This is a genomic window from Duganella sp. HH101 (genome assembly GCF_001758795.1).
GTDB lineage: Bacteria > Pseudomonadota > Gammaproteobacteria > Burkholderiales > Burkholderiaceae_D > Rugamonas > Rugamonas rivuli.
Map to the genome: position 1 here is coordinate 21,022 of NZ_LRON01000035.1, position 23,734 is coordinate 44,755.

A 23,734-nucleotide genomic window follows, 5' to 3' on the forward strand; every position below is an offset into this window, starting at 1 on the left:
GCAATTGATGCGATAAACATAAGCTTCACTTAAAAAATCACGAGAAATATAAGTGGCTCTTATTTTGGCCCTTGCGGAATGCAAAAGGCCTATGTATAATTCGGGCCTCAGACGCGGGGTGGAGCAGTCTGGCAGCTCGTCGGGCTCATAACCCGAAGGTCACAGGTTCAAATCCTGTCCCCGCAACCAGATCCAAAAAGCCGCTGATTCTTGCAAAAGAATCAGCGGCTTTTTACATTTGCGGCCATACACAAGCCGTCACAAAACTGTCACAATCACTCCTTTTGGTTAGCCAGGGAGGCGTGAGTGAAGGATCAAGTTCAGGTATCAGCACAACAGGAGCAGGACGCTCCAGTCAATCCATCACGCCGCCGCATCTTCCAGGCCGCCGCAGCAACCGGCATGGCCGCCTCCCTGCCCTCGCTGGCCGAGGCTGCGACCGCAAAACCAACCGCCGTCAAAGGCTCGCTGGACGCCAAGCTGAAAGCCCACGTCAAGAACGTGGTGGTGATCTACCTGGAAAACCGCAGCTTCAACAACCTGTTCGCCAACTTCCCCGGCACCGCCTGGCCTTTGTCGGCCGCCACCGCCGCCGCCTGCCAGCAGCGCGACCGCGACGGCTCCGTGCTGCCGGCGCTGCCGAAAGTCTGGGGCGGCATGGTGCCGAACACCCAGGACATCGGCGGCAAAAAGTACGCGCTCAAGGAAGACGACATCAAGGGCCTGCCGAACGCGCCGTTCAAACTGGTCGACACCGAAGGCAAGCCGCTGCCGGAAGCCGTCATCACGCGCGACCTGTGGCACCTGTTCTACCAGAACCAGATGCAGATCAACGGCGGCAAGAACGACGGCTTCGCGGCCTGGGGCAACACCGGCGGCATGGTGATGGGCTACTACGGCGAGACCAGCAAGAACCTCGGCCTGTGGAAGATCGCCGAACAGTACACGCTGTGCGATAACTTCTTCATGGCGGCCTTCGGCGGCTCCTACCTGAACCACCAGTTCCTGATCTCCGGCCGCACGCCCGAGTACTTCAACGCCAAGGACACCGCGGCCAAGAAAAAGATCGCGGTGCTGGACGACGGCCCGACCGGCTTCCGCCTGTCCGTGACCAAGGACAGCCCCGCCTCGGCGATGGACGGCCATCCGCACTTCGTCAACAACGGCGCCATTACGCCGGACGGCTACGCGGTCAACACCATGGCGCCGCCCTACCAGCCAAGCTACATCCGCCCCGCCTTCGACGGCGATCCGCTGCTGGCCGATCCGAACGACGCCGGCACCCTGCCGCCGCAAAGCTACGACACCATCGGCGACCTGCTGTCGGCCAAGAAGGTCAGCTGGGCGTGGTACGGCGGCGCATGGCAAGCCGCGCTGGACGCGCGCGGCGGCGGCGAGAAGCCCAACTTCCAGTACCACCACCAGCCGTTCAACTACTTCAAGCAGTTCGCCCCCGGCACCGCCGCGCGCGCCGAGCACCTGCGCGACGGCGGCCTGGGCGACAGCCCGATCTCGAACCGCTTCATCGCCGACGCCATCGCCGGCAAGCTGCCCGCCGTGACCTTCTACAAGCCGCAGGGCAACCTGAACCTGCACGCCGGCTACTCGGACATCGAGTCCGGCGACGCCCACATCGCCAACGTCATCGAGCACCTGAAGAAGTCCCCGCAGTGGAAAGACATGGTCGTGGTGATCACCTTCGACGAGAACGGCGGCTGGTGGGACCACGTGGCGCCGCCGAAGGGCGACCGCTGGGGCCCTGGCTCGCGCATCCCGGCCATCGTCATCTCGCCGTACGCGAAAAAAGGCCAGGTCGACCACACCTTCTACGACACCACGTCGATCATGCGCTTCATCACCCGCCTGCACGGCCTGCCGCTGCTGGAAGGCCTGAAGCTGCGCAACGACGCCTTCGCCGCCCGCAACGCGCTGCCGCCGGGCGACCTGACGGGAGCGCTGAGCTTCCGTTGAGTTTGGGCTTTGTGTTACACTTCGCCCCTAACTTACACTGAGCCCGACTGCTGCAGCCGGGCTTTTGTTTTTTTTCAGATGAGAGATAAAAAAGATAACGCTACGTTCGACCTGCCCGGCTTCAGCCCGGCCGCGCCGCTCGAACCGGAAGCAAAGCGTCCGCCGCCGCCACGCGGCAAGCGCGCCACACTCAAGCAAGTGCAACTGGAACTGCTCGAACCGACCGACACCTCCGGCCTGCCGGTCTGGGTGCGCGACGAAAACCTGGACCTCACCGGCTTGCCGGTGTGGGCGCCAAACTAATAACAACCCGATTATCACAGCGTCAGCGAGCCTGTTAGACTGTGACCACGTCCTTTTTGAACAGGTCTGACACCATGACATCCACCGCCTTTTCCAGCCTGCCGCTGGCCCCTACCCTGCTCGACAATCTCGATTCGCTCGGCTACAAAGAGATGACCACGATCCAGGCGCAAAGCCTGCCGTCGGTGCTGGAAGGCCGCGACCTGATCGCCCAGGCCAAGACCGGCAGCGGCAAGACCGCAGCCTTCGGCATCGGCATCCTCGCCAAGCTCAATCCCGCATGGTTCGCCGTGCAGGCGCTGGTGCTGTGCCCGACCCGCGAACTGGCCGACCAGGTAGCCAATGAGCTGCGCCGCCTGGCGCGCGCCACCGGCAACGTCAAGGTGCTGGTGCTGACCGGCGGCTCGCCGATGCGTCCGCAGATCGCCTCGCTGGAACACGGCGCCCACATCGTCGTCGGCACGCCGGGCCGCGTGCGCGACCACCTGGGCCGCAACACGCTGGACCTGTCCAAGGTCGAAACGCTGGTGCTCGATGAAGCGGACCGCATGACCGACATGGGCTTCTACGACGAAATCGCCGGCATCGTCAGCGCCTGCCCTAAACGCCGCCAGACCTTGCTGTTCTCGGCCACCTACCCGGACGACATCCGCCGCGCCACCGATGCCTTCCTGGTCGATCCGGTTGAAGTGACGGTCGAAGCGCAGCACGACAACAGCCAGATCGAACAGCTGTTCTTCGAGATCGGCTTCGACCAGCGCACTGCCGCCGTGGCGCGCCTGCTGGGCCACTACAAGCCGGTATCGGCTATCGCCTTCTGCAACACCAAGGTGCAGTGCCGCGAACTGGTGGAAGAGCTGCAATCGAAGGGCTTCTCCGCGATGGCGCTGTACGGCGAACTGGAACAGAAAGAGCGCGACGAGATCCTGGTGCTGTTCTCGAACCGCAGCTGCTCGGTGCTGGTGGCCACCGACGTCGCCGCGCGCGGCCTGGACATCCCGAACCTGGAAGCGGTGATCAACGTCGACGTGTCGAAGGACACCGAGGTGCACATCCACCGCATCGGCCGCACCGGCCGTGGCACTGAGCAGGGCCTGGCCCTGTCGCTGTGCGCGCCGAACGAGAAGAAGTGGGTCAAGCTGATCGAGGAATACCAGCAATCCGAAGTCCAGTGGTTCGACCTGAAAAGCCTGGACGACAACGAGTACGGCGTCGATCCGGCGCCGATGATGACGCTGGTGATCTCGGGCGGCAAAAAGGACAAGCTGCGTCCGGGCGACCTGCTGGGCGCACTGACCGGCGACGCAGGCCTCTCCAAGGAACAAGTCGGCAAGATCAACGTGTTCGAGTTCCAGACCTACGTGGCGATCGACCGCCGCGTGGCTTACGACGCCTTCGAACGCCTGAGCCGTAACAATCCGCTGGGCGGCGACTTCGGCGCCATCAAAGGCCGCAACTTCAAGATGCGCTTCATCGAATCCTGATGTCGTTCAACGGTGCGGCTGCTCGATATGCGGCAGCAGCACCGTGAGGATGCCCAGCAGCGGCAGGAACGAACACAATTTGTACACATAGGCGATGCCGGCCACGTCGGCGATATGCCCCATGGCTGCGGCGCCAATGCCGCTCACGCCGAACATCAATCCAAAGAAGATCCCCGCAATCATGCCGACCTTGCCCGGCATGAGCTCCTGCGCGAACACCACGATGGCGGAAAACGCCGACGAGATCACAAAGCCGATCACCACCGACAGCACGGCCGTCCAGAACAGGCCGACGTATGGCAGCATCAGCGTGAACGGCGCCGCGCCGAGTATCGAGATCCAGATCACGCGCTTGCGGCCGATGCGGTCGCCGATAGGCCCGCCCATGAAGGTGCCCGCAGCCACCGCCGCCAAGAACAGGAACAAATACATCTGCGCCGACGACACCGACAGGCCGAATTTATCGATCAGGTAGAAGGTGTAGTAGCTGCTCAAGCTGGACATGTAGATGTACTTGGAGAATACCAGCAGCGCCAGCACCGCCAGCGCGCCATAAACGCGGCCTTTGGATAAAGGCGATACAGCATGCGCGGCGGTTTTGCGCGGCAACCCGGCCAGGTGGGCGCTGTGCCAGCGGCTCACGCGCACCAGCACCACAATCGCCGCCATCACCAACAGCGCGAACCAGGCGATATTGCCCTGCCCCCGGCCGATGATGACGGCCGCAGCCAGCAAGGGGCCGAGCGCCGAGCCGACATTGCCGCCGACCTGGAACAGCGATTGCGCAAAACCGAACCGCCCACCCGAGGCGATGCGCGCCACGCGCGAAGCCTCCGGGTGGAAGGTCGAGGAACCGACGCCGATCAGCGCTGCGGCCAGCAGCAAGGCCGGGAAGCTGCCGGCGACGGACATCATCAGCACGCCGACCAACGTGGACACCATCCCCATCGGCAGCAGCCATGGCATGGGACGGCGGTCGGTGTACAGGCCTATCCACGGCTGCAACAGCGAGGCGGTGCACTGGAAGGTCAGCGTGATCAGGCCGACTTGCGCGAACGTCAGGCCGAACTGCGCCTTCAGCATCGGGTAGATCGACGGCAGCATGGCTTGCGTCAGGTCGTTCAGCAGATGGACCAGCGCGACCGCGCCGAGGATGGATATGACGGTGTTGCCGTGGGGGCGGCTGGAAGCGGAGAGAGTCGAGGTATTCATGCCGTCCAGTGTAATATGGCTAAAAACCCGATCTATTCCATTTTTCGTCGAATAAGTGACAAATGAAAGCCCTTAAACGCAGCAGCGATCATCGCGACTACCAGCGCGTGCCACGCGTCGTCACCGCGATGGCGCGGGATGAGGTGCATGGCGTGTCGGTGGCGCCGCACAGCCATGAACGCGCGCAGCTGCTGTATGCCACCGAGGGCCTGATGAAGGTGAAGACGGCGTTCGGCGTGTGGATACTGCCGCCGCGCCGGGCGCTGTTCATTCCGCCCGGCGTGGTGCACCAGTGGACCTCCTTGAGCCGGGTGACGATGCGGACCATCTACATCGAGGCCAAGGTGGCTCAGGCTTTCGGCGACAGCTGCCGCGTGATCGAAGTGAGCCCGCTGCTGCGGGAGTTGATCTTGTCGCTACTGGATGAACCGATCGAATACCCGCTGCCGGGACGCGGCGAGCATCTGGCGATGCTGATCCTGTCGGAGCTGGCTGCGGCGGAGACGGTGCCCATCGCCATCCCCTGGCCGCGCGACCGGCGTTTGCTTGCGGTATGCGAGGGCATCGTCGACGATCCGGGCAGCCCGCGCACCATCGAGGACTGGGCCGCCGAAGCCGGCGCCAGCGCGCGCACGCTGATACGCCTGTTCCCGAAAGAGACAGGGCTGCATTACCGCCAGTGGGTGCAGCAGGTGCACCTGGCCGAAGCCTTCGGCCGGCTGGCGCGCGGCGACAGCGTGGGCGAGATCGCGGCGGCGCTGGGCTATGCCAGTCCGAGTGCATTCAGCGCCATGTTCCGCCGCATCCTCGGCAAGACGCCGCAGCACTATCTGAGCGGCTGGCGCGCGCCCTTGCAGAACGCCGGGACTTAAGCCGCCGCCAGCGCGAAGCGGAACACGGCGCCGCACTGCGGCACGCGCACCAACTCGATGGTGCTACCGTGCAGTTGCAGGATGCGGCTGACGATCAGCAGGCCCAGGCCCCCTGCCCTGTGTTCCCCGCGCAGCGCGAACGGACGGCGGAACAGCACGTCCTCCATGTCCGCCGGGATGCCCGGCCCGGTGTCGCCGACGGTGATGCGGACTTGGCCTTGCTCGCCCGGCTCCACCGCAATCTCCACCGTGCCGCCTGCCGGCGTGTGGCGGATCGCATTGTCGAACAGATTGGTCAGCACGCGTTCGATCATCCCCAGGTCTGCCCGCACCATCGGCGCCGGGTGCGGCAGCACAGCGTTCAGGTGCAACTGCTTTTCCTCGGCCCGCAGTTCGAATTTCTGGAATACGTCCTGTATCAAATCGCTGAGCGAGAAGGCCTCGATCTCGGGCGCCACCGCGCCATGCTCAAGGCGGGCCAGTTCGAACAAGGCCTGCGCCAGGCGGCCCACCTTGCGACTCTGCGCCAGCGCGATGCCGAGGTAGTGCTGGCGGCCCGCCGCGTCCAGTGTTTCATCCTTCAGCGACAGCGTCTCCAGGTAGCCGTGCAATGAGCCCAGCGGCGTGCGCAGGTCATGCGAAATGTTCGCCACCACTTCGCGGCGTTCGTGGTCCAGCTGGCGCACGGTTTGCCATTGCTCGTTGATGCGCTCAGCCATCTCGCCATAGGTGCGCTCCAGGATGGCGATTTCGTCGCGGCGACCGCCGGCATTGGGCGGCGGCAGTTGCAGTTGTTCGGCCCTGGTGTCTAGCTGGCGCATGGTCGCGGCCAGCCGGTGCAGCGGCCGCGTGATCAGGCGGAAGGCCACCAGGCCGGCCAGCAGGCCAAGCAGCGCCACCACCGCCATCGACCACAGCGTGATGCGCAGCGCCGAGCTGGCGGTGGCGCGCGCGGCGAGGCGGTCGTGCTCTTCGCTTTGCAGGATCACGTAGATGTAGCCGACCTTGCGTTCGTCCATGCGCAGCACGGCGGCGCTGAAGACCTTGCGGCCGCTGTCGCTGCGAGGATCGTCGCCCTGGATCGGCAAGGGCTGGTTGTCGAGCAGGCGCCGGATCGGTTCGAGGTTCACCCGGTCGCGCTTCAGGTGGCCGGCCGGCGCGGCGTGGCCGACGATGCGGCCTTCCATGTCCAGCAGGTAGACCTCGACGTTGGGATTGACCACCATCAGTTGGCCGAACAGGCGGCGCACGGCTTCGGGACCGAGGCCCTCGCTGGCCGGTACGCCGGTCGCCGGCGCGGGATCGCTGTTGGCGTGCATCAGTTGGGCGTCGAGCGCGATGCTGCGCGCCAGGCCGCGCGACAGGCCCTGCACCACTTCCTTCTCATGCATGATGTTGGCGCGGATCTGCAGCCAGGCGGAGGCGCCGCAGCAGGCCAGCAGCAGCACCGAGAACACCAGCGACAGGCGCTGCGAAAGGCTCAGGTTCATGCCGCAGGTGCGCCGTTGGCGAAGCGGTAGCCCTTGCCCCAGACGGTGAGGATGCGGGCCGGGTCGGCGGGATCGGCTTCGATCTTGGCGCGCAAGCGGTTGATGTGGGTGTTGACGGTGTGTTCGTAGCCGTCGTGCTGGTAGCCCCAGACCTGGTTGAGCAGGTCCAGCCGCGAGAACACTTTTTCGGGGTGCTTGACGAAGAAGTAAAGCAGGTCGAACTCTCGCGGCGTCAGGTCCAACGGACGGCCTTCGACCTGGGCCTGGCGGGTCAGCGGGTCGAGGCGGACGCCGTTCAGCTCCAGCGAGCCCGCTTCGTTGCGCTGGTTGCGGGCCATGGCGTCGGCGCGGCGCAGCAGCGCCTTGACGCGGGCCACCAGCTCCAGCACCGAGAACGGTTTGACGAGGTAGTCGTCCGCGCCCAGCTCCAGGCCGAGGATGCGGTGCACTTCACTGGAACGCGCGCTGGTGATGATGATGGGCGTGTAGGTCGCCATCGCACGCGCCTGGCGGCAGATCTCCAGCCCGTCCACGCCCGGCAGCATCAGGTCGAGGATCAGCGCGTCCCAGCCGCCGGTGCGCAGCTGGGCCAGGCCCTGGTTGCCGTCGGCGCAGTGCGTGACCTGGTAGCCCTCGTCCTGCAAATGCAGGCGCAGCAGGTCGGCGATGGGCATATCATCCTCTACGATCAGGACGCGTTTTGGTAAATCCATAGTCTGTCGGGCCGGGTAAAAGTCGCAATGCCGCCATTGTGAGGGATTCCTGCTCTGAAAAGTATCACATTTAATTGAAGTTTACGTGAGGATTTCGTCAGCGCTTCCGGGCCAGAATGGCTGCATCGACATTCCACTTTATGGAGTTTGTATGACTTCCCGACGCAAATTTCTCATCACTAGCGGCGCCGCCCTGATGGCGGGCGCCGCAGCTTTACGCTTGCATACCGCCCATGCCGCTCCCGCTCCGGCCTGGGAAGTGACCCACACGGATGCCGAATGGCGCGCTTTGCTGTCGCCTGCGCAGTACGAGATTCTGCGGCGCGGCGGCACGGAGCGGCCGTTCAGCAGCCCGCTCTACAAGGAGCACCGCGCCGGCAAGTTCTTCTGCGCGGGGTGCCAGAATCCGCTGTTTTCGTCCGCCGCCAAGTTCGACAGCGGTACCGGCTGGCCTAGTTTCTGGAAGCCGCTGGAGCGCGGCGTCTACACCGCCCGCACCACGTCGCTGGGTTTCCGGGGTGCCGAGGTGCAGTGCCGCCGCTGCGGCGGGCATCTGGGCGATGTGTTCGACGATGGCCCGGAACCGACCGGCCTGCGGTATTGCATCGACGGGCTGGCGCTGGTGTTCACGCCCGGCGCGGCTTGAGGGAGGACGATCGCTATGCTGCTGATACTTCTTTCCTATCTGGGCGGGGCGTTGACGATACTCAGTCCCTGTATTCTGCCGGTGCTGCCGTTTGTGTTCGCCCGCACCGGGCAGCCGTTTGTGCGCAGCGGCCTGCCGCTGCTGGCCGGGATGGCGCTGACCTTTGCGCTGGTGGCGACGCTGGCCGCAGTCGGCGGCGGTTGGGTGGTGCAGGCTAACCAGTATGGGCGCTGGCTTGCCATGGCGTTGATGGCCTTCTTCGCCCTGACGCTGATGCTGCCGCATCTGGCGGATCGGTTGACCAAGCCGCTCGTGGCGCTGGGCGACAAGCTGTCGAACAAGGCGCAGCAGGCAGATGCCTCGGCTGGCGACAGCGCCTGGTCGGGGGCGCGTGCGTCCTTCCTGCTGGGGATCGCGACTGGCTTGTTGTGGGCGCCTTGCGCCGGACCGGTGCTGGGCCTCGTGCTGACCGGGGCGGCGCTGAACGGCGCCAGTGCCGGGACGACGCTGCTGTTGTTGGCGTATGCGGCGGGTGCGGCGACTTCGTTGGGGCTGGCGCTGCTCATCGGCGGTAAGGTCTTCAGCGCGATGAAGCGATCGCTGGGCGCCGGCGAATGGGTACGGCGCGGATTGGGCGTGGCGATGCTCGGCGGCGTGGCGGCGATTGCGAGCGGCTTGGATACAGGACTGCTGACGCGAGTGTCCACAGTCGCCACGGCGGGGCTGGAGCAAACGCTGATCGACAAGCTTTCGCCACGCGCACCGCAAGATGGCGCGATGATGGCCGGCGGCGCGATGATGTCGCGGACGGCGATGACCGGAAATGGTCCCGCCATGACGGCCATGCATGGCGCGGCGGCCGGCGACGGTACGCTGCCAGTGGAAGGCAAGCTGTCGGAACTGACTGGCGCGGTCGAATGGCTGAACTCCGCCCCGCTCACGGCCGAGCAGCTGAAAGGCAAAGTGGTGCTGGTCGATTTCTGGACCTACTCCTGCATCAACTGCCTGCGCACCATGCCGTACGTGAAAGCCTGGGCGGAAAAATACCGCGACCAGGGCCTGGTGGTGATCGGCGTACACGCTCCCGAATTCGCTTTCGAACGCGATATCGGCAACGTACGCAAGGCGATCAAAGACCTCGGTATCACCTACCCTGTCGCCGTCGATAACAGCTTCGCCATCTGGCGTGCGTTCGGCAACCAGTACTGGCCGGCGCACTACTTCATCGACGCCAAGGGACAGATCCGCCATCACCACTTCGGCGAAGGCGAGTACGCCCAGTCCGAACAAGTGATCCAGCAGTTGCTGGAAGAAGCTGGCCGCAAGAACGTCGCCAACAGCGTGGTCAGCGCGGAGGACGCCAAGGGCGTGCAGCAGGCCGCCGACATGGGACAGGTGGCCTCGCCGGAAACCTACCTGGGCTACGAACGCGCGCAGAACTTCGCCTCGCCGGAAGGCCAGGCCGCAGACCGGGCCCGCAACTACACCGCGCCTGCCCAGCCATCGCTGAACCAATGGGGCCTGGCGGGCAGCTGGTTGTCGCAGCCGGACCAAGTCACGCTGAGCCAGGGCGGCGGCCGCATCGTCTACCGCTTCCATGCGCGCGACCTGCATCTGGTGCTCGGCCCCGGCAAGGACGGCAAGCCGGTACGCTTCCGCGTGACGATAGACGGCGCCGCACCGGGCGCCAGCCACGGCACCGACGTCGCCGCCGACGGCAGCGGCACCATCACCGGCCAGCGCTTGTATCAGCTGGTGCGGCAGTCCGGCAGCATCGGCGACCGCACCTTCAGCATTGAATTCCTCGATCCCGGCGTACAAGCCTACGCCTTTACCTTTGGTTGAATTGGAGAGCGCACTATGAACAGCATACTGAAAAACTGGGGCGGCCCGGCCGCATTGGTCGGCGCCGCGATCTTCGGCGTGGCCTTGTGGCAGCAGCCGGCGGAATCGGCGGAAGTCGCGGTGGTGATCGCGCCGCCGGCCGTCGACGAGCCGGCAGGCAGCGAACACGCGGCTACCGCCATCTTTGCCGGCGGCTGCTTCTGGGGCGTGCAGGGCGTGTTCCAGCACGTGAAGGGCGTGAGCAATGCGGTCTCCGGCTATGCCGGCGGCGACGGCCGCAGCGCCAGCTACGAAGCCGTCAGCGGCGGCGACACCGGCCATGCGGAGAGCGTGAAGATCACCTACGATCCGGCGCAAGTCAGCTACGGCAAGCTGCTGCAAATCTTCTTCTCGGTGGCGCATAATCCGACGGAACTGAACCGCCAGGGACCGGACAGCGGCACGCAGTACCGCTCGGCGATCTTCCCGCAGACGCCGGTGCAACGCAGCGTGGCGGAAAGATACATCGCCCAGCTGGATGCCTCGCGCGCGTTCAAGAAGCCGCTGGCGACCAGGATCGAAATGAACAAGGTCTTCTACCCGGCCGAGACCTATCACCAGAACTACCTGACGCTGCACCCCAGCGATCCCTACATCGCCTTCAACGACCTGCCCAAGGTCGAGAACCTGAAACGTATCGCGCCGGATGTCTATCGCGCCGATCCGGTGCTGGTGCGGAAAGGCCTGTAGTACAATTACAGGACAATACGACAGGCCAAGAGCCATGGACCACCGAGACGATCCCTCCCCCGATTCACCGCTGCGGCGCCGGCTGCTGGGCGGCCTGCTGTCCGCTGCGGCGCCAACGCTGCCGCTGATTCTGCCGTCCAGCGCCAGCGCGGCCGACGCGCCTATCCAGGTCGGCGGCCTGCCCGTCACCTGCAATCTGACGCTGCCGGTGGCCTGCATGGCGAAGGCCGCCGATGCAGGCAAGCCTGGCGCGCTGCCACGCGGCTTCGAGTACAGCAAATACAACGGCTGGCCCGAGGTCAAGGAATCGCTGATGACGGGCCGCATCCAGGCCGCCTACATGCTGGCGCCGCTGGTGATGGATTTGGCCGACAAGCGCATCCCCGTCAAGATCGTCTCGCTGGGCCACCGTTCGGGCGCCGTCATCATGGTGCGCACCGATTCGCCGCACAAAAAATTCTCCGACCTGCGCGGCAAGCGCATCGCCATCCCGAGCCGCTTCGCGGTGGACTTCCTCTTCCTGCGCAAAATGCTGGCGCGCGAGAAGATGACGCCGAAGGATATCGAGATCGTCGAAATGGCGCCGCCGGACATGCCGGCCGCGCTGTACGCCAAGGCCGTCGACGGCTACTGCACCGGCGAGCCCTTCGGAGCCGCCGCGCAGCGCGCCGGCTACGCCCGTCCGCTGGCGATGACGCGCGACGAATGGCGCAACTACATCTGCTGCGTGCTGACGGTGCGCGAGGAACTGATCAAGGAAAACCGGCCGCTGGTGCAGGAGCTGGTCAACTACGTGCAGGCCGCCGGCAGCTGGCTCGATTCGACGCCGGCCAGCCGCGAAAAGGCGATCACCATCGCCGCCGGCCGCAAGTACTTCAATCAAGACCCGAACATCCTGCGCTTCGTGATGCAGAATCCGGCCGACCGCGTGACCTACGGCGACCTGCGCATGATACGTTCCGAGTTCGATGAACTGATGCAGCTGTCGATCGAGGCCGGCACCATCAAGCGGCCCATCGCCTACGAGTCGTATGTGGACGAGAGCTTCGTCAAGGCCATCAAGCCGGTCGCCATCAACATATGAGCAAGTTGAGAATAGCTTTACTGGCGATGACGATTGTGTTCGGCGCGCAAGCCGCCGATACCCTCGGCCTGAAAGCCGGCGTGTTCGATCCGCCGCGCATGGCGCCGGACTTCACGGTGCGCGGCTCGGACGGCAAGGAGCTGAAACTGAGCCAGTACCGGGGCAAGCTGGTGCTGCTGGAATTCGGCTACACGTCCTGCGCGGACGTGTGTCCTGTCTCGCTGGGCATGCTGGCGGAAGCGCGCCGGCAGATGGGCGCGCAGGCCAGCCAGCTGCAGGTCATCTACGTCACCGTCGATCCCGAACGCGACACGCCAGACCGCATGCGGAACTACCTGCGCGCCTTCGATCCGACCTTCATCGGCGCCACCGGCACGCCGCAGCAAATGGCGCGCGTGCGCCAGGACTACGGCATCACCGCCACCAAGAAAATGATCGACGGCAGCAAGACCGACTACACCGTCGGCCACTCCTCCTACCTGTACTTCGTCGACCGCAAGGGCAGCCTGCGCGCGCTGCTGCCCTTCGGACGCACCGCCGCCGACGTGGTGCACGACGCCACGCTGCTGTTGAAGAATTGAGTACGCAGCGTTCATACAAACCGGCCGCTATCGCGCTGGGCCTCTCAGCCGCCGGCCTTGCCGCGCTGTGCGCATGGGCCGCGCTGGCGCCCATCGCCCTGGCCTCCCGCGACGAGCTGTTTGAAATCCCCAACGGCACCTGGGCGCGCCGCATGGCTGGCGACAAGGTGGAGATCCTGCCATCCGAAATCCACCTGACCCAAGGCGCCAACGACGTGCTCCTTCTTCGCAACAAGGACAGCGTGCCGCAGATTTTCGGGCCGGTGCTGATCATGCCGGGCCAGAGTTTCCGGCTGCCGTTCGAAACCGTCTCCGTCAACGACTTCGCCTGTACCGCGCACGCCAGCGGGCAAATGCGGGTGGTGGTCGACGCCCCGCCCGCCGCCGGCTGGCCGCGCCTGAAATGGCGGGCCTTGCGCGCCTGGGCGCACGCGCCGCACCTGCTTTCAATCTGAATGGACGCCATGGAAAAACTCAAGAAAATCCTGCCGCCGCTGGCGGTGCTGGCCGCGCTGATCGCCCTGTGGTGGGTCGTCGTGGTGCAGACCGAGAGCGTGATCTTCCCGACGCCGCTGCAAGTGGTGACGGGCACGCTGGAGCTGGCGGAAGACGGCACGTTGTGGGAGCACATCGGCGCTTCGCTGTTCCGGGTCGGCACAGGCTTCGGGCTGGCGGCGGCGGTGGCGATTCCGCTCGGCCTGTGGATGGGGCGCGTGGACGGCGCCTACACCACGCTCAATCCCATCTTCCAGATCCTGCGGCCGATCTCGCCGATCGCCTGGATACCGCTGGCCATCCTGTGGTTCGGCGTCGGCAACCTGTCGCCGGTGTTCCTGATCTTTATCGCCGCCGTGTTCCCGATGATCGTGCAGACGGCGGCCGGCGTGCACACCATCGAGCGCCGCTACCTGCGGGCGGCGGAGAACTTCGGCGTCTCGCGCACCACGCTGTTCCGGCAGGTGATCATCCCGGCGGTGCTGCCGGAGATCATCGTCGGCATGCGTATCGCGCTGGGCGTGGCGTGGCTGGTGGTGGTGGCGGCGGAGATGATCGCGCTGCGCTCCGGCCTGGGCTACCTGATCATGGACTCGCGCAATGCCGGCAACCGCTACGACCTGGTCATCGCCGGCATGATCATCATCGGCGTCATCGGCCTGATACTGGACGCGGTGATGCGCAAACTCGAAGGCCTCAAATCGGTAAGGTGGCGCTATGGACGCTAAGATCGTCGTCGACGGTATCAAGAAGAGTTTCAAGGATCTGCCGGTGGTCGGCGGCGTGAGCCTGAATGTGCGGGACGGCGAATTCGTCGCCATCGTCGGTCCTTCAGGCTGCGGCAAGTCGACGCTGATGAAGATCATCGCCGGCTTCGAACAGCCCACCGAGGGCGAGGTGCGCATCGACGGCGCGGTGCGGCGCGGGCCGAACCCGAAAGGCATCGCGATCTCGCAGCATGGCTCGGTGTTCCCGTGGCTGACGGTGCAGCAGAACCTGATGTTCGGCCTGACCGGCGACGGCCATGGCGACAAGTCGGCGCTGGCAGATCACTATGCGGAGATGGTGGGGCTGAAGGGTTTCGAGGGCAGCTATCCGCACGAGCTGTCGGGCGGCATGCTGAAACGGGTGGAGCTGGCGCGGGCGCTGGTGGTCAAGCCCGAGATCCTGTACATGGACGAGCCCTTCTCCGCGCTGGATGCGTTGATGAACCTGAAGATGCGCACCGAACTGCTGCGCATCCTGGCCGAGGAACGCCACACCGTCATCCTGATCACGCACGATGTGGAGGAAGCGCTGTTCATGGCGGACCGCATCCTGGTGCTGTCGCCGCGGCCGACGCGGATACAGGCGACCTTCGACGTGCCGCAACCGCACCCGCGCAAGCTGTCCCGCCCCGAGTTCCAGGAGATGAAGGAACAGATCCTGCGCGAGCTGGGTGTGACTATTTAACCTGCTTTAGCACTTCCAGCACGGCTTCAATCACGGCTTCGGGCTTGTCGGCCTGGATGCCGTGGCCGGCGCCGGCGACGATGCGCTGCGTGCCGCGTGTGGACAACGCGGCCATCTGCTTCTGGATCGCCAGGTTCTCGTCTTCCATCGCTTTATTCAATGCGCTTTGCGGCTGATTCGGCACCGCGTAGGGACTGACGCCGCGCGTGAGCACCACCAGCGGCAGGTCGCCGAAGGGCCGGCGCAAGGCGCGCAGCTGGTCGTCGCTGTCCTTGAACGCATTGCGTTCGGCCACCGTGGTGCGCCAGTACAGCGGCTTGCGTTCGTTCGCCAGTACCGCTGCGCCTAGCGCGGGGCCGTAGAACGTGGCCGGGTCGCCGATGCAGTTTTTCTGCTGTTCGCTGCGCGCCGCGATGCCCTTGCCTTTGCTGGCGGCGGCCAGGCAGTACTGGTTCTGCTGCTCGGCCATGCTGTAGATCTGCTTGATCTTCCCGTCGGTGACTTTATCGAGACGGGCGGTTTCGTCTTCGTGCTGCGCTTCGACCAGCACCAGGCCCTTGACCTCATCCGGATAGCGATACGCGTAGACCTGCACATTGGCGCCGCCTAGCGAATTACCGACCAGGATGTAAGGCGGCTTGACGCCGGCGCCGGCCAGCAGCTTGTGCAAGTCCTCGGCCACGTGCTCAGAAGTGTTGGGGCGGTTGGCGGCATCGCTGAAGCCGAAGCCCGCGCGGTCGAACACGCAGGCGCGCGTGTGTTGTGCCACTTGCGGCTGCACCTTGAACCACGCCCAGCCGGCGTCGCCGGACGGCGAGTCGAACAGCACGGTGGTGGCGCCTTCGCCGCTGCAATGCAGATTCATCTTGCGGCCGCCGACATCGATCAACTGCTGCGGCTTGGCGAAAGCGCGGCCGGAGTCGCTGCTCGCGGCCGACGCCGCCAATACGGGAGAAACCGCGCCGGCGGCAAGCGCCAGCAACGCAAAACCAAACAAAGCTCTAGCCATTCGAATCGCCTTTCAACATTGGGGTCAAGTCTGACATTTGGACACGGCCCCGACTGTAGCACGTTGCTACGCTACAGCTCGTGTCCAAATGTCAGACTTGACCCCAGGTTTTGTTTTTGACCCCAGGTTTTAGCGGACGGCCAGCGAGACGCTGGCGGGGAATTGCGGGGCGCGGCGGTGCAGCGTGGCTTGCTCGTAGGCGTAGGCCATGCCGATCAGCGCCGCTTCGCTGTAGGCGGCGCCGACGAAGGACAGGCCGACCGGCAAGCCGTGCACATGCCCGGCCGGCACGGTGATGTGCGGGTAGCCGGCCACCGCCGCCGGCGACGAAAAGCTGCCGCCGAAATGGTCGCCGTTGATGAAGTCCGTCAGCCACGCCGGCCCGCCGGTCGGCGCCACCAGCGCGTCGAGCCGGTGCTCGCGCATGACCTGGTCGATGCCTTCGGCGCGCGCGTAGCGGTGGTTGTTGGCCAGGGCTTCGCGGTAGGCCGGGGTGTCGAGGTCGCCCTTGGCTTGCGCGCGTTCCAGGTATTCCTGGCCGAAGTACGGCAACTCCTGCTGCCCGTGCTTCCGGTTGTAGGCGATGACGTCGGCCATGTTCGATACCGGCGCGTGCGGTGCGTATTCCTTCAGGTAGGCCGCCAGGTCGGCCTTGAATTCGTACAGCAGCACTTCGGTCTCGCTGTCGCCGTACTTGCCGACGTTGGGGACTTCGGTGTCGACCAGCTCCGCGCCCTGCGCCTTCAAATCCTGCAGCGCTTTCTCGATCACCGCGTCCAGCTCGTCGTTGCTGCCGAAGAAATTGCGGGCGACGCCGATACGCCTGCCCTTCAAGCCGCCCTTCTGCAGCGCGGCGCGGTAGTCGCCGGCCCTGCCGGCGCTGTCCTGCGTGACCGGATCCTTGGCGTCGACGCCGGCCATCGCGGCCAGCATCAGCGCGGCGTCGGCGACGCTGCGCGCCATCGGGCCGGCCGTGTCCTGCGAGTGGGCGATGGGGATGATGCCGCTGCGGCTGACCAGCCCCAGCGTGGGCTTGATGCCGACCAGGCCGCAGATCGAGGCCGGCGAGACGATGGAGCCGTCGGTCTCGGTGCCGACCGCCAGCGTGGCCAGGCCGGCGGCGATCGCCGCGCCCGAGCCGGAGCTGGAGCCGCTGCAGTTGCGGTCCAGCGAGTACGGATTCAAGGTCAGTCCGCCGCGCCCGCTCCAGCCGCTGACCGAGTGCGGCGAGCGCATATTGGCCCATTCGCTCAAATTGGTCTTGCCGATGATGACGGCGCCGGCCGCCCGCAGCTGCGCGGCGACGTGGGCGTCGCGCGCGGCGCGGATGCCGTTCAGCGCCAGCGAGCCGGCGGTGGTGCTCATGCGGTCGCCGGTGGCGATGTTGTCTTTGAGGAGAACCGGGATGCCGTGCAAGGGGCCGCGCACGCGCTTGAGGTTGCGCTCGCGGTCCATTTCCAGCGCGATCTTCAGCGCTTCGGGATTGATTTCGATGATGGCGTTGATGCGCGGGCCGGACTTGTCGATGGTCTTGATGCGGGCCAGGTATTGCGAGGTCAGCGAGTGCGAGGTCAGCTTGCCGGCCTCCATCATCTGCTGCTGCTCCCAGACGCCGGCGTCGAGGATGCCGCCGCTGCCGAGCTTGGACGCCGCACCGGCAGGCGTCGCCAACACCCGGTTGCTACCCGCCGCGGCACCCGCCGCTACGCCGATCCGAACGAATTCCCTGCGATCCATGCCATCCTCGTGATTGGTTTGTACTGATCACCTATGCGCACTGTTTGTTGCGTCGCATAAATATATCAGCGTGTTGCCACCTACACCACAAAAATTATTACAAATCAGCAAATAATTCCCAAGATCCAATAAAAAAAGCACGCCGGCATGTTTTTCACATGCGCTGGCGTGCTTTTTTAGCACTAAAACCGATTAGTTACGAACGATACGCTTGTATTCGTTGGTACGGGTGTCGATCTCGATGACGTCGTCCTGGCTCACGAACAGTGGCACTTGAACGGTGTGGCGCTTCGATTCGATAGCGTTTTCGATCTTGGCTTCTTTCAGGACGTTGCCCGAAGTGTTGCCTTTGACCGCAGGCTCCGAGTACACGATCTGACGTGCGATGGTGGTTGGCAGTTCAACCGAGATCGCCTTGCCGTCGTAGAACACGGCTTCGCATTCCATGCCGTCTTTCAGGTAGTTCAGCGCTTCGCCCAGGTTTTCTTCTTCGATTTCGTACTGTTCGTAGTCAGCGTCCATGAAGACGTACAGCGGGTCGGCGAAGTACGAGTAGGTCACTGGCTTTTTGTCCAGAACCACGACGTCGAACTTGTCGTCGCCGCGGAAGACGTTTTCCATCGGGGTGTTGGTCAGAAGATTTTTCATCTTCCATTTGTACGTGAAGCCCGTGCGGCTCGAACCGTTAACGTCGGAACGCAGAACGATCATAGGCTTGCTGTCAACCATGATGATGTTGCCAACACGAATTTCTTTTGCAGGTTTCATAGAGAGTGTACGTAAAAAGTAGGTTGCGTAAAAATCATCTGTCGCCAGGCGGGAAGCCCAAAGCTCACGGTTGATCAGGTAAAAATGCGCTAGAGATTAACCCGGCATTATACCTTGTTTTTCCCCCACCGCCTATCTCAGCGTGGCGGCGAACGCCATCAGATTGGCGGCCAGATCGCCGTTGGCCCGCATTTGCGCCTGCCAGGCGGCGGCGCGTTGCGCCATGGCAGGCATCTGCTGCGCGAAGGCTTGCCACAAGGCGGGCCAGTCGGCGCCCTCGCCCGCCGTCGGCGCGCCGTTCCAGCGCAGCGAGAATTCAGTCAATGCATCGAGCTCGCCGGCGTAGCGCCCCAGGAAGGCGCGCAGTTTTTTGTGGTGCAGGTTTTCGTCCTGCGGGTAGATGTGCCAGACGAAAGGCGGGCCCGCCCATTGCGCGCGCACGAAGGAATCCTCGCCGCGCACAAAGTTCAGGTCGCAGGCCCACAGCAGCCGGTCGTAGTCCGGTTGCGGCACGAAGGGCAGCACGCGCACGGTCAGCGCGCCGCGCGTGGCGCTGGCGCCGGCCCTGGCCCCGGCGCCGAGGAAGGCTTGCACCGCTTCGGCAGCCACGCCCTCCGGCACCAGGCAGGTCAGCGGCCGCGCGGCTGCGGCCCACACGTCCAGCAGCGCCGACACCGGCGCGTGCGGGTAGCAGAACAGCGTGACCTTGGTTGAAGCCATCTCGGCCGGCGCGACGCCGAAGCGGGCCAGGAAGTCCGCCATCGCCGCCGGCGACGCCTGGAAGCTGCGGCGCGCTTGATCCAGTTCGCTTTCGCACAGCAGGCCGCCGGTCTTGCCGGTGAAGCCGGGGAAGAAGAAGTGCTTGGTCAGCGGCAGGCGCGGATGGGGCGAGGTCAGGCGATGACAGCCCTCCACCCACTCTTCCGCCGTCAAGCCTTCCAGGTTGAACCAGACCGGGCGCGGCTCGCACTGCGCCATCGCTTCGATGTAGCCGGGCGGGATGTCGACGGCGAAAAATTCGATGACGATGTCGGCCACGTCGGCTGGCGTGAAGACGCCGTCCTGGTCGCGCCAGTGGCGCACGGTGACGCCGTCGAGCTGCTGGCTGGCGGCGGCGCGGTCGACCTCGGGGCAGATGCGCTGGAAGCTGGCCAGGTCGTCGACCCACAGCGTCACGGCCAGGCCGTGCTCGCGCCGCAGCTGGCGCGCGAGACGCCAGCAAATGCCGATGTCGCCGTAGTTGTCGACCACACGGCAGAACAGATCGAGGCGGCGGAGTTGGTTCATGACGGATCTGGAAAAAATGCGAGGCTGGATGATACCTGATTAACGCAGGTCAGCCACCAAGAATACCAAAACTTCCGCGGACGCCCCCAGTCCAATCCCTTCCAGCGCAGGTGGTGACAGCCCGCACGCCATGTGCCGGCCGCGCTGGCCAACACCAACCACAACAAGGAGATACCATGAATGAGTTTCAACAGTACTATGGTCAACAACTAGCGCCGCAACAACTGGGCGGCCTGGCGCCGCAAGGCTTCTTCGGCGGCCTGCTGGGTGCGCCGCTGGGTGGGCTGATCGGCCGCGGCATCGGCGGCCTGTTCGGCAATTCCCGCCTGGGCAACCAGATCGGCCAGGCGGCCGGCGGCATCGGCGGCTCCTTCCTGCCGTTCAGCGTCGACCCGGTGACGGCGGCCTACGCACAACAAGCACAGCAACAACAGCAACTGCAGCAGCTGCAACAGGCCCAGCTGGCGCCGCAAGGCTGGTTCGGCAACCTGATCAAGAACGTGGCGCAGCCGCTGGGCGGCGCGATCGGCGGCGCCTTCGGCAACGCCGGCCTGGGCAACACCATCGGCGGCATCGCCAGCCAGCTGGGCGGCATGCTGCCCTTCGCGGCCGACCCGGTGCAGCAAGCCTATGCGCAACAGGCCGCGCAAGTACAACAGCTGCAGCAATTGCAGGCGCAGGGGCTGGCGCCACAGGGCTGGTTCGGCAACATCATCAAGAGCGTGGGCCGTCCGCTGGGTGGCATGATAGGCGGCGCCTTCGGCCATGCCGGCCTGGGCAACACCATCGGCGGCATCGCCGGCCAGCTGGGCGGCATGCTGCCCTTCTCCGTCGACCCGGCCGAGCAGGCGGCCGCATTGCAGGATGTGCAGCTGCAATCGCAAGGCCTGGTGCCGCAAGGCTTCTTCGGCAACCTGCTGCGTCATCGCGCCAACACCGGCATCATCAGCCCACCCATCTTCAGCCCACCTATCGGCAGCCCCGGCATCGGCTACTCCAACCCCGGCATCGCCAACATGCTGCCGTTCGCCGCAGATCCCGTCTCGCAAGCGTATGCGCAGCAAGCCCAGGACGCACAACTACAACAACTGCAAGGCCTGGCGCCGCAAGGCTGGTTCGGCAACCTGATCAAGAACGTGGCGCAGCCGCTGGGCGGCGCGATCGGCGGCGCCTTCGGCAATGCCGGCCTGGGCAACACCATCGGCGGCATCGCCAGCCAGCTGGGCGGCATGCTGCCGTTCGCGGTCGATCCGGTGACGGCGGCCTATGCGCAGCAACAGGCGCAGCTGGCGCAACTGGCGCAGCAAGCCAACGCCGGCAACAACGCGCTGTATGGCGGCCAAACGCTGCACTGATCGTTTGACGCCCTGAGCCGCAAACGGGGCGGCGTCCGTGCGCCGCCCCTGCCCTCCGACGGCCACCGCTGCGGAGGGCGCTGCTCTTTTTAAGGAGATACCCATGACAGAAGCCCAAGCCGCGCCGAGCAGGAAGGCGCGGTATCTGATCCACGCCGCCGACGGTGCGCCGCTGGCCGATTTTCTGGCGCTGGCCGACATCGACCCCGAGATCACCGTGGTCGACGTGATCGGTCCGCACGACGCACCGCATACGGCGGTCGTCGAAATCAGCGCCGACAAAGCCCGCGTGCTGGAGCTGCACTTCCGCAGCACCGGCACGCCCTCCCATCAATTAACGATAGAACCGGACCAGCCGCTGTCGCTCTTCGACGGCATGCAGGCCGGACCGATCTGAAAGGAATGTCCATGGCCAAAACCTCCAACGACGGCGCTTCGTCGCCGCCGGATCCCACTCTTTCCGGCGGCATAGAAGCCGCCTCTTCCAGCGAAGGCGGCGGACGCTCCAGCCGCTCCGGCTCGTCCGGCAGCGCCAGCTCCGCCTCGTCCGGCAGCGCCGGCGACGGCAGCGAGGCGCGCGCGTCGGCCGACTCGGTTGCTTCGGCCGGCGAACCCGGCAGGCGCAGCGACAGTGGCGGCCGCGCCATCGCCGCGCGCAAGAAGCAGTATGTGATCGCGCCGCGCCAGCCCGACGGCCTGCAGGCGATGAGCTTCCAGCCGCTGCAATTCTCGGCGCTGGAGCAGGCGCTGCGCAGCAGCAACGACATCGAGGTGGTCGACACGGTCGGCCCGAAATCCGTGCTCGGCGCGCTGGCCGATGGCATGGGCGGTTCGCAGGGTGTGCTGGTGGCGCGCATGACGGAGCAAAAGGCGGCCGTGCTGCACCAGCAAGGCCAGGGCCGGCTGCTGGTCGAACACGACCAGCACCTGAACCTGATGGAACCGGCGCTGCGCCAACCAACCATGGTGACGGGCATGATGCCGGCGGCAGCAGGCGGGCCGGTGCTGAACGCCGTCATCAGCGTGGTCGGCAAGGATGGCGCGCCGCAGGCCGACGCCGAGGTGTCGCTGTTCGGCAGCATGTTGCCGGCCAGCGGAGTGACCGACGCCAACGGCCAGGTCACGCTGTCGCTGTTCGGCGAGACGCGGGAATCGGTGCGCGGGCTGTACGTCAAGCCCAAGGCCGATTACTGGAGCTTCTACCAGCGCGACCCCGACATCAGCACCGACGAAGCCAATGTCGTCGGCTTGCGGGCGCTGTCGGACTGGCCGTCGCTGGCCGGCTTCCCGCGCCAGCGCGCCTACGGCTGGGGCCAGAAGGCGATGCGGCTGGACCAGCTGCCCGGCAACTACCGCGGCCAGGGCATCAAGATCGCCATCATCGATTCGGGCGCGGCCACCTCGCACGCCAACCTGCGCGGCATCAAGGCCGGCTTCGACGTGCTGAACAAGAAGACCAATCCGGACGGCTGGGACCAGGACACGCTGGGCCACGGCTCGCACTGCGCGGGCGTGATCGCGGCGGCCGACATCGCCTCGGGCATACGCGGCTTCGCGCCGGACGCCGAGGTGCACGCCTGCAAGCTCTTCCCCGGCGGGCAGATCAGCCAGCTGATCGATGCGCTGGAATACTGCATCGACAAGCAGATCGACGTGGTCAACCTGAGCCTGGGCGGCGCCGAGGTGTCGGAGGCGCTGGAGCAGCAGATAGTGCGCGCCAAGCGGGCCGGCATCGCTTGCATCGTCGCGGCCGGCAATTCGGGCGGCGCGGTGCAGTATCCGGCCTCGTCGCCGAATGTGCTGGCGGTGGCGGCGGTGGGCAAGCTCGACGAGTTCCCGGCCGACAGCTACCACGCGCAGACGCTGGACCAGAACGTCGACGCCTACGGCTATTTCACGGCCAAGTTCAGCTGCTTCGGGCCGCAGGTGGCGGTGTGCGGGCCGGGCGTGGCGATCACGTCCTGTGTGCCGCCGAATAATTTCGCGGCCTGGGATGGCACGTCGATGGCGACGCCGCACATCACGGGACTGGCGGCGCTGACGCTGGCCCACCATCCGGACTTCCAGACGCCGCAGTACAAGGCGCGCGGGGCCGAACGGGTCGAGCGGCTGTTCCAGCTGATACGCGCCAGCGCGCACCGCGTCAGCCTGGGCGACCAGAGCCGCACCGGTTTCGGCTTGCCGGATGTGCTGGTGGCGGTGGGCTTGCAGACGCAGGCCGGCCAGCAGCCGGCACAGGCCGTGGCGCCGCAGCAGGCCGCCGCGCTGGCGCCGATGATGGCGGGGCAAGCGCTGGGCAATAATTTCGCCGGCCTGGTGGGTAATCTGGGTGGTGCGCAGGTCTACGATCCGCTGGCGCTGGACATGGCGCGGGCGCAGTTCGCGGCCTACGGCGGGCATTGGCCGCCGCTGCATGTGGGCGCCTTCCCGCTGCCCAAGCAATACAACCCCATCATGTGGTAGGCCCGGCAATGCAAAAAGCCGCACTAGGCGGCTTTTTGCATCAACTGGCGTCCCCAGGGGGATTCGAACCCCCGTACTCACCGTGAAAGGGTGATGTCCTAGGCCTCTAGACGATGGGGACAGAAATCTGTCCGTACTGCGATATTGGAAAAGTCCTGAAACACTGGCGTCCCCAGGGGGATTCGAACCCCCGTACTCACCGTGAAAGGGTGATGTCCTAGGCCTCTAGACGATGGGG

At 65.4% G+C, this 23,734-nt stretch carries 22 protein-coding genes and 2 tRNA genes; 16 read left to right on the forward strand and 8 right to left on the reverse strand.

The genetic code is table 11. The features are described 5' to 3' along the window. The first annotated feature begins 112 nt into the window (after nucleotides 1-112). The 4 genes from DUGA2_RS30615 (at nucleotide 113) to dbpA (ending at nucleotide 3,758) form a co-directional block, all read left to right on the forward strand. Nucleotides 113-189: transfer RNA gene (locus tag DUGA2_RS30615), tRNA-Met, on the forward strand. 117 nt (nucleotides 190-306) lie between these two features. Then, the gene (locus DUGA2_RS30620; protein WP_070273096.1) at nucleotides 307-1,971 is read left to right on the forward strand and encodes an acid phosphatase; all 1,665 of its coding nucleotides are present in this window, start codon (nucleotides 307-309) and stop codon (nucleotides 1,969-1,971) included. 78 nt (nucleotides 1,972-2,049) lie between these two features. Next, nucleotides 2,050-2,274: a hypothetical protein gene (locus DUGA2_RS30625; protein ID WP_008449983.1), complete on the forward strand. Its 225-nt coding sequence runs from the start codon at nucleotides 2,050-2,052 to the stop codon at nucleotides 2,272-2,274. A 74-nt stretch (nucleotides 2,275-2,348) separates the two neighbouring features. Continuing rightward, nucleotides 2,349-3,758, forward strand: coding sequence for an ATP-dependent RNA helicase DbpA (gene dbpA, locus DUGA2_RS30630; protein ID WP_070273097.1), 1,410 nt, complete (start codon nucleotides 2,349-2,351; stop codon nucleotides 3,756-3,758). A 6-nt stretch (nucleotides 3,759-3,764) separates the two neighbouring features. Here dbpA and DUGA2_RS30635 read toward each other — a convergent pair whose 3' ends face one another. Next, nucleotides 3,765-4,970 carry an MFS transporter gene (locus DUGA2_RS30635; RefSeq protein WP_070273098.1) on the reverse strand — a complete coding sequence of 402 codons (1,206 nt, stop codon included), beginning with the start codon at nucleotides 4,968-4,970 and terminating at the stop codon, nucleotides 3,765-3,767. A gap of 62 nt (nucleotides 4,971-5,032) precedes the next feature. Between DUGA2_RS30635 and DUGA2_RS30640 the strand changes: the two genes are divergently transcribed. Further along, nucleotides 5,033-5,842: a helix-turn-helix domain-containing protein gene (locus tag DUGA2_RS30640; protein ID WP_070273099.1), complete on the forward strand. Its 810-nt coding sequence runs from the start codon at nucleotides 5,033-5,035 to the stop codon at nucleotides 5,840-5,842. Here the strand turns inward: DUGA2_RS30640 and DUGA2_RS30645 are convergent. Continuing rightward, entirely contained in the window at nucleotides 5,839-7,332 is a 1,494-nt protein-coding gene (locus DUGA2_RS30645; protein ID WP_070273100.1) for a HAMP domain-containing sensor histidine kinase, read from the reverse strand. The genes DUGA2_RS30640 and DUGA2_RS30645 overlap by 4 nt on opposite strands. Then, nucleotides 7,329-8,045, reverse strand: coding sequence for a response regulator transcription factor (locus DUGA2_RS30650; protein WP_070273101.1), 717 nt, complete (start codon nucleotides 8,043-8,045; stop codon nucleotides 7,329-7,331). Before DUGA2_RS30650 ends, DUGA2_RS30645 begins: the two co-directional genes overlap by 4 nt. 151 nt (nucleotides 8,046-8,196) lie before the next feature. Between DUGA2_RS30650 and msrB the strand changes: the two genes are divergently transcribed. From msrB to DUGA2_RS30690, 8 genes are read left to right on the forward strand one after another with little or no spacing between them, the layout of a single operon-like run. After that, nucleotides 8,197-8,691 (forward strand): peptide-methionine (R)-S-oxide reductase MsrB, encoded by a 495-nt coding sequence (gene msrB, locus DUGA2_RS30655; RefSeq protein WP_070273102.1) that lies wholly within the window; start codon nucleotides 8,197-8,199, stop codon nucleotides 8,689-8,691. A gap of 15 nt (nucleotides 8,692-8,706) precedes the next feature. Further along, nucleotides 8,707-10,536 (forward strand): cytochrome c biogenesis protein DipZ, encoded by a 1,830-nt coding sequence (locus DUGA2_RS30660; RefSeq protein WP_070273103.1) that lies wholly within the window; start codon nucleotides 8,707-8,709, stop codon nucleotides 10,534-10,536. Nucleotides 10,537-10,551: 15 nt separating this feature from the next. Next, entirely contained in the window at nucleotides 10,552-11,265 is a 714-nt protein-coding gene (gene msrA / locus DUGA2_RS30665; protein ID WP_070273104.1) for a peptide-methionine (S)-S-oxide reductase MsrA, read from the forward strand. A 34-nt stretch (nucleotides 11,266-11,299) separates the two neighbouring features. Next, on the forward strand, nucleotides 11,300-12,349 hold the full coding sequence (locus DUGA2_RS30670; protein ID WP_070273105.1) for an ABC transporter substrate-binding protein: 1,050 nt from the start codon (nucleotides 11,300-11,302) through the stop codon (nucleotides 12,347-12,349). After that, nucleotides 12,346-12,930 (forward strand): SCO family protein, encoded by a 585-nt coding sequence (locus DUGA2_RS30675; RefSeq protein ID WP_070273106.1) that lies wholly within the window; start codon nucleotides 12,346-12,348, stop codon nucleotides 12,928-12,930. The genes DUGA2_RS30670 and DUGA2_RS30675 overlap by 4 nt, the downstream gene beginning before the upstream one ends. Further along, the gene (locus DUGA2_RS30680) at nucleotides 12,927-13,385 is read left to right on the forward strand and encodes a hypothetical protein (RefSeq protein WP_229214814.1); all 459 of its coding nucleotides are present in this window, start codon (nucleotides 12,927-12,929) and stop codon (nucleotides 13,383-13,385) included. The genes DUGA2_RS30675 and DUGA2_RS30680 overlap by 4 nt, the downstream gene beginning before the upstream one ends. Nucleotides 13,386-13,394: 9 nt before the next feature. Then, nucleotides 13,395-14,153 carry an ABC transporter permease gene (locus DUGA2_RS30685; RefSeq protein ID WP_070273115.1) on the forward strand — a complete coding sequence of 253 codons (759 nt, stop codon included), beginning with the start codon at nucleotides 13,395-13,397 and terminating at the stop codon, nucleotides 14,151-14,153. Beyond that, nucleotides 14,143-14,877 carry an ABC transporter ATP-binding protein gene (locus tag DUGA2_RS30690; protein ID WP_070273107.1) on the forward strand — a complete coding sequence of 245 codons (735 nt, stop codon included), beginning with the start codon at nucleotides 14,143-14,145 and terminating at the stop codon, nucleotides 14,875-14,877. Before DUGA2_RS30685 ends, DUGA2_RS30690 begins: the two co-directional genes overlap by 11 nt. Here the strand turns inward: DUGA2_RS30690 and DUGA2_RS30695 are convergent. The 4 genes from DUGA2_RS30695 to earP all read right to left on the reverse strand — a co-directional run bounded on the left by DUGA2_RS30695 (nucleotide 14,870) and on the right by earP (nucleotide 19,678). Further along, a complete protein-coding gene (locus DUGA2_RS30695) occupies nucleotides 14,870-15,886 on the reverse strand; it encodes an alpha/beta fold hydrolase (RefSeq protein WP_083296546.1) in 1,017 nt (338 codons plus the stop codon). The genes DUGA2_RS30690 and DUGA2_RS30695 overlap by 8 nt on opposite strands. Before the next feature lie 129 nt (nucleotides 15,887-16,015). Then, a complete protein-coding gene (locus tag DUGA2_RS30700; protein WP_070273109.1) occupies nucleotides 16,016-17,623 on the reverse strand; it encodes an amidase in 1,608 nt (535 codons plus the stop codon). Nucleotides 17,624-17,815: 192 nt separating this feature from the next. Continuing rightward, nucleotides 17,816-18,391 (reverse strand): elongation factor P, encoded by a 576-nt coding sequence (locus DUGA2_RS30705; RefSeq protein WP_070273110.1) that lies wholly within the window; start codon nucleotides 18,389-18,391, stop codon nucleotides 17,816-17,818. Nucleotides 18,392-18,523: 132 nt separating this feature from the next. Next, nucleotides 18,524-19,678: an elongation factor P maturation arginine rhamnosyltransferase EarP gene (gene earP, locus DUGA2_RS30710; RefSeq protein ID WP_070273111.1), complete on the reverse strand. Its 1,155-nt coding sequence runs from the start codon at nucleotides 19,676-19,678 to the stop codon at nucleotides 18,524-18,526. A 176-nt stretch (nucleotides 19,679-19,854) separates the two neighbouring features. On the opposite strand from earP, the gene DUGA2_RS30715 reads away from it, so the two are divergent. From DUGA2_RS30715 to DUGA2_RS30725, 3 genes are all read left to right on the forward strand, one after another. Beyond that, nucleotides 19,855-21,033, forward strand: coding sequence for a hypothetical protein (locus DUGA2_RS30715; protein ID WP_070273112.1), 1,179 nt, complete (start codon nucleotides 19,855-19,857; stop codon nucleotides 21,031-21,033). Between the two features lie 103 nt (nucleotides 21,034-21,136). Further along, nucleotides 21,137-21,430, forward strand: coding sequence for a hypothetical protein (locus tag DUGA2_RS30720; RefSeq protein WP_070273113.1), 294 nt, complete (start codon nucleotides 21,137-21,139; stop codon nucleotides 21,428-21,430). Between the two features lie 11 nt (nucleotides 21,431-21,441). Next, entirely contained in the window at nucleotides 21,442-23,496 is a 2,055-nt protein-coding gene (locus DUGA2_RS30725; RefSeq protein WP_070273116.1) for a S8 family serine peptidase, read from the forward strand. A 45-nt stretch (nucleotides 23,497-23,541) separates the two neighbouring features. Here the strand turns inward: DUGA2_RS30725 and DUGA2_RS30730 are convergent. Further along, a tRNA-Glu gene (locus tag DUGA2_RS30730) sits at nucleotides 23,542-23,617 on the reverse strand. Nucleotides 23,618-23,734 lie beyond the last annotated feature (117 nt).

What these genes read in the sequence shown, in the direction of transcription:
- DUGA2_RS30625 (WP_008449983.1), top strand. Translation starts at nt 2,050, where the DNA reads ATGAGAGATAAAAAAGATAACGCTACGTTCGACCTGCCCGGCTTCAGC.
- dbpA (WP_070273097.1), top strand. Translation starts at nt 2,349, where the DNA reads ATGACATCCACCGCCTTTTCCAGCCTGCCGCTGGCCCCTACCCTGCTC.
- DUGA2_RS30635 (WP_070273098.1), bottom strand. Translation starts at nt 4,970, where the DNA reads ATGAATACCTCGACTCTCTCCGCTTCCAGCCGCCCCCACGGCAACACC.
- DUGA2_RS30640 (WP_070273099.1), top strand. Translation starts at nt 5,033, where the DNA reads ATGAAAGCCCTTAAACGCAGCAGCGATCATCGCGACTACCAGCGCGTG.
- DUGA2_RS30645 (WP_070273100.1), bottom strand. Translation starts at nt 7,332, where the DNA reads ATGAACCTGAGCCTTTCGCAGCGCCTGTCGCTGGTGTTCTCGGTGCTG.
- DUGA2_RS30650 (WP_070273101.1), bottom strand. Translation starts at nt 8,045, where the DNA reads ATGGATTTACCAAAACGCGTCCTGATCGTAGAGGATGATATGCCCATC.
- msrB (WP_070273102.1), top strand. Translation starts at nt 8,197, where the DNA reads ATGACTTCCCGACGCAAATTTCTCATCACTAGCGGCGCCGCCCTGATG.
- DUGA2_RS30660 (WP_070273103.1), top strand. Translation starts at nt 8,707, where the DNA reads ATGCTGCTGATACTTCTTTCCTATCTGGGCGGGGCGTTGACGATACTC.
- msrA (WP_070273104.1), top strand. Translation starts at nt 10,552, where the DNA reads ATGAACAGCATACTGAAAAACTGGGGCGGCCCGGCCGCATTGGTCGGC.
- DUGA2_RS30670 (WP_070273105.1), top strand. Translation starts at nt 11,300, where the DNA reads ATGGACCACCGAGACGATCCCTCCCCCGATTCACCGCTGCGGCGCCGG.
- DUGA2_RS30675 (WP_070273106.1), top strand. Translation starts at nt 12,346, where the DNA reads ATGAGCAAGTTGAGAATAGCTTTACTGGCGATGACGATTGTGTTCGGC.
- DUGA2_RS30685 (WP_070273115.1), top strand. Translation starts at nt 13,395, where the DNA reads ATGGAAAAACTCAAGAAAATCCTGCCGCCGCTGGCGGTGCTGGCCGCG.
- DUGA2_RS30690 (WP_070273107.1), top strand. Translation starts at nt 14,143, where the DNA reads ATGGACGCTAAGATCGTCGTCGACGGTATCAAGAAGAGTTTCAAGGAT.
- DUGA2_RS30695 (WP_083296546.1), bottom strand. Translation starts at nt 15,886, where the DNA reads ATGGCTAGAGCTTTGTTTGGTTTTGCGTTGCTGGCGCTTGCCGCCGGC.
- DUGA2_RS30700 (WP_070273109.1), bottom strand. Translation starts at nt 17,623, where the DNA reads ATGGATCGCAGGGAATTCGTTCGGATCGGCGTAGCGGCGGGTGCCGCG.
- DUGA2_RS30705 (WP_070273110.1), bottom strand. Translation starts at nt 18,391, where the DNA reads ATGAAACCTGCAAAAGAAATTCGTGTTGGCAACATCATCATGGTTGAC.
- earP (WP_070273111.1), bottom strand. Translation starts at nt 19,678, where the DNA reads ATGAACCAACTCCGCCGCCTCGATCTGTTCTGCCGTGTGGTCGACAAC.
- DUGA2_RS30715 (WP_070273112.1), top strand. Translation starts at nt 19,855, where the DNA reads ATGAATGAGTTTCAACAGTACTATGGTCAACAACTAGCGCCGCAACAA.
- DUGA2_RS30720 (WP_070273113.1), top strand. Translation starts at nt 21,137, where the DNA reads ATGACAGAAGCCCAAGCCGCGCCGAGCAGGAAGGCGCGGTATCTGATC.
- DUGA2_RS30725 (WP_070273116.1), top strand. Translation starts at nt 21,442, where the DNA reads ATGGCCAAAACCTCCAACGACGGCGCTTCGTCGCCGCCGGATCCCACT.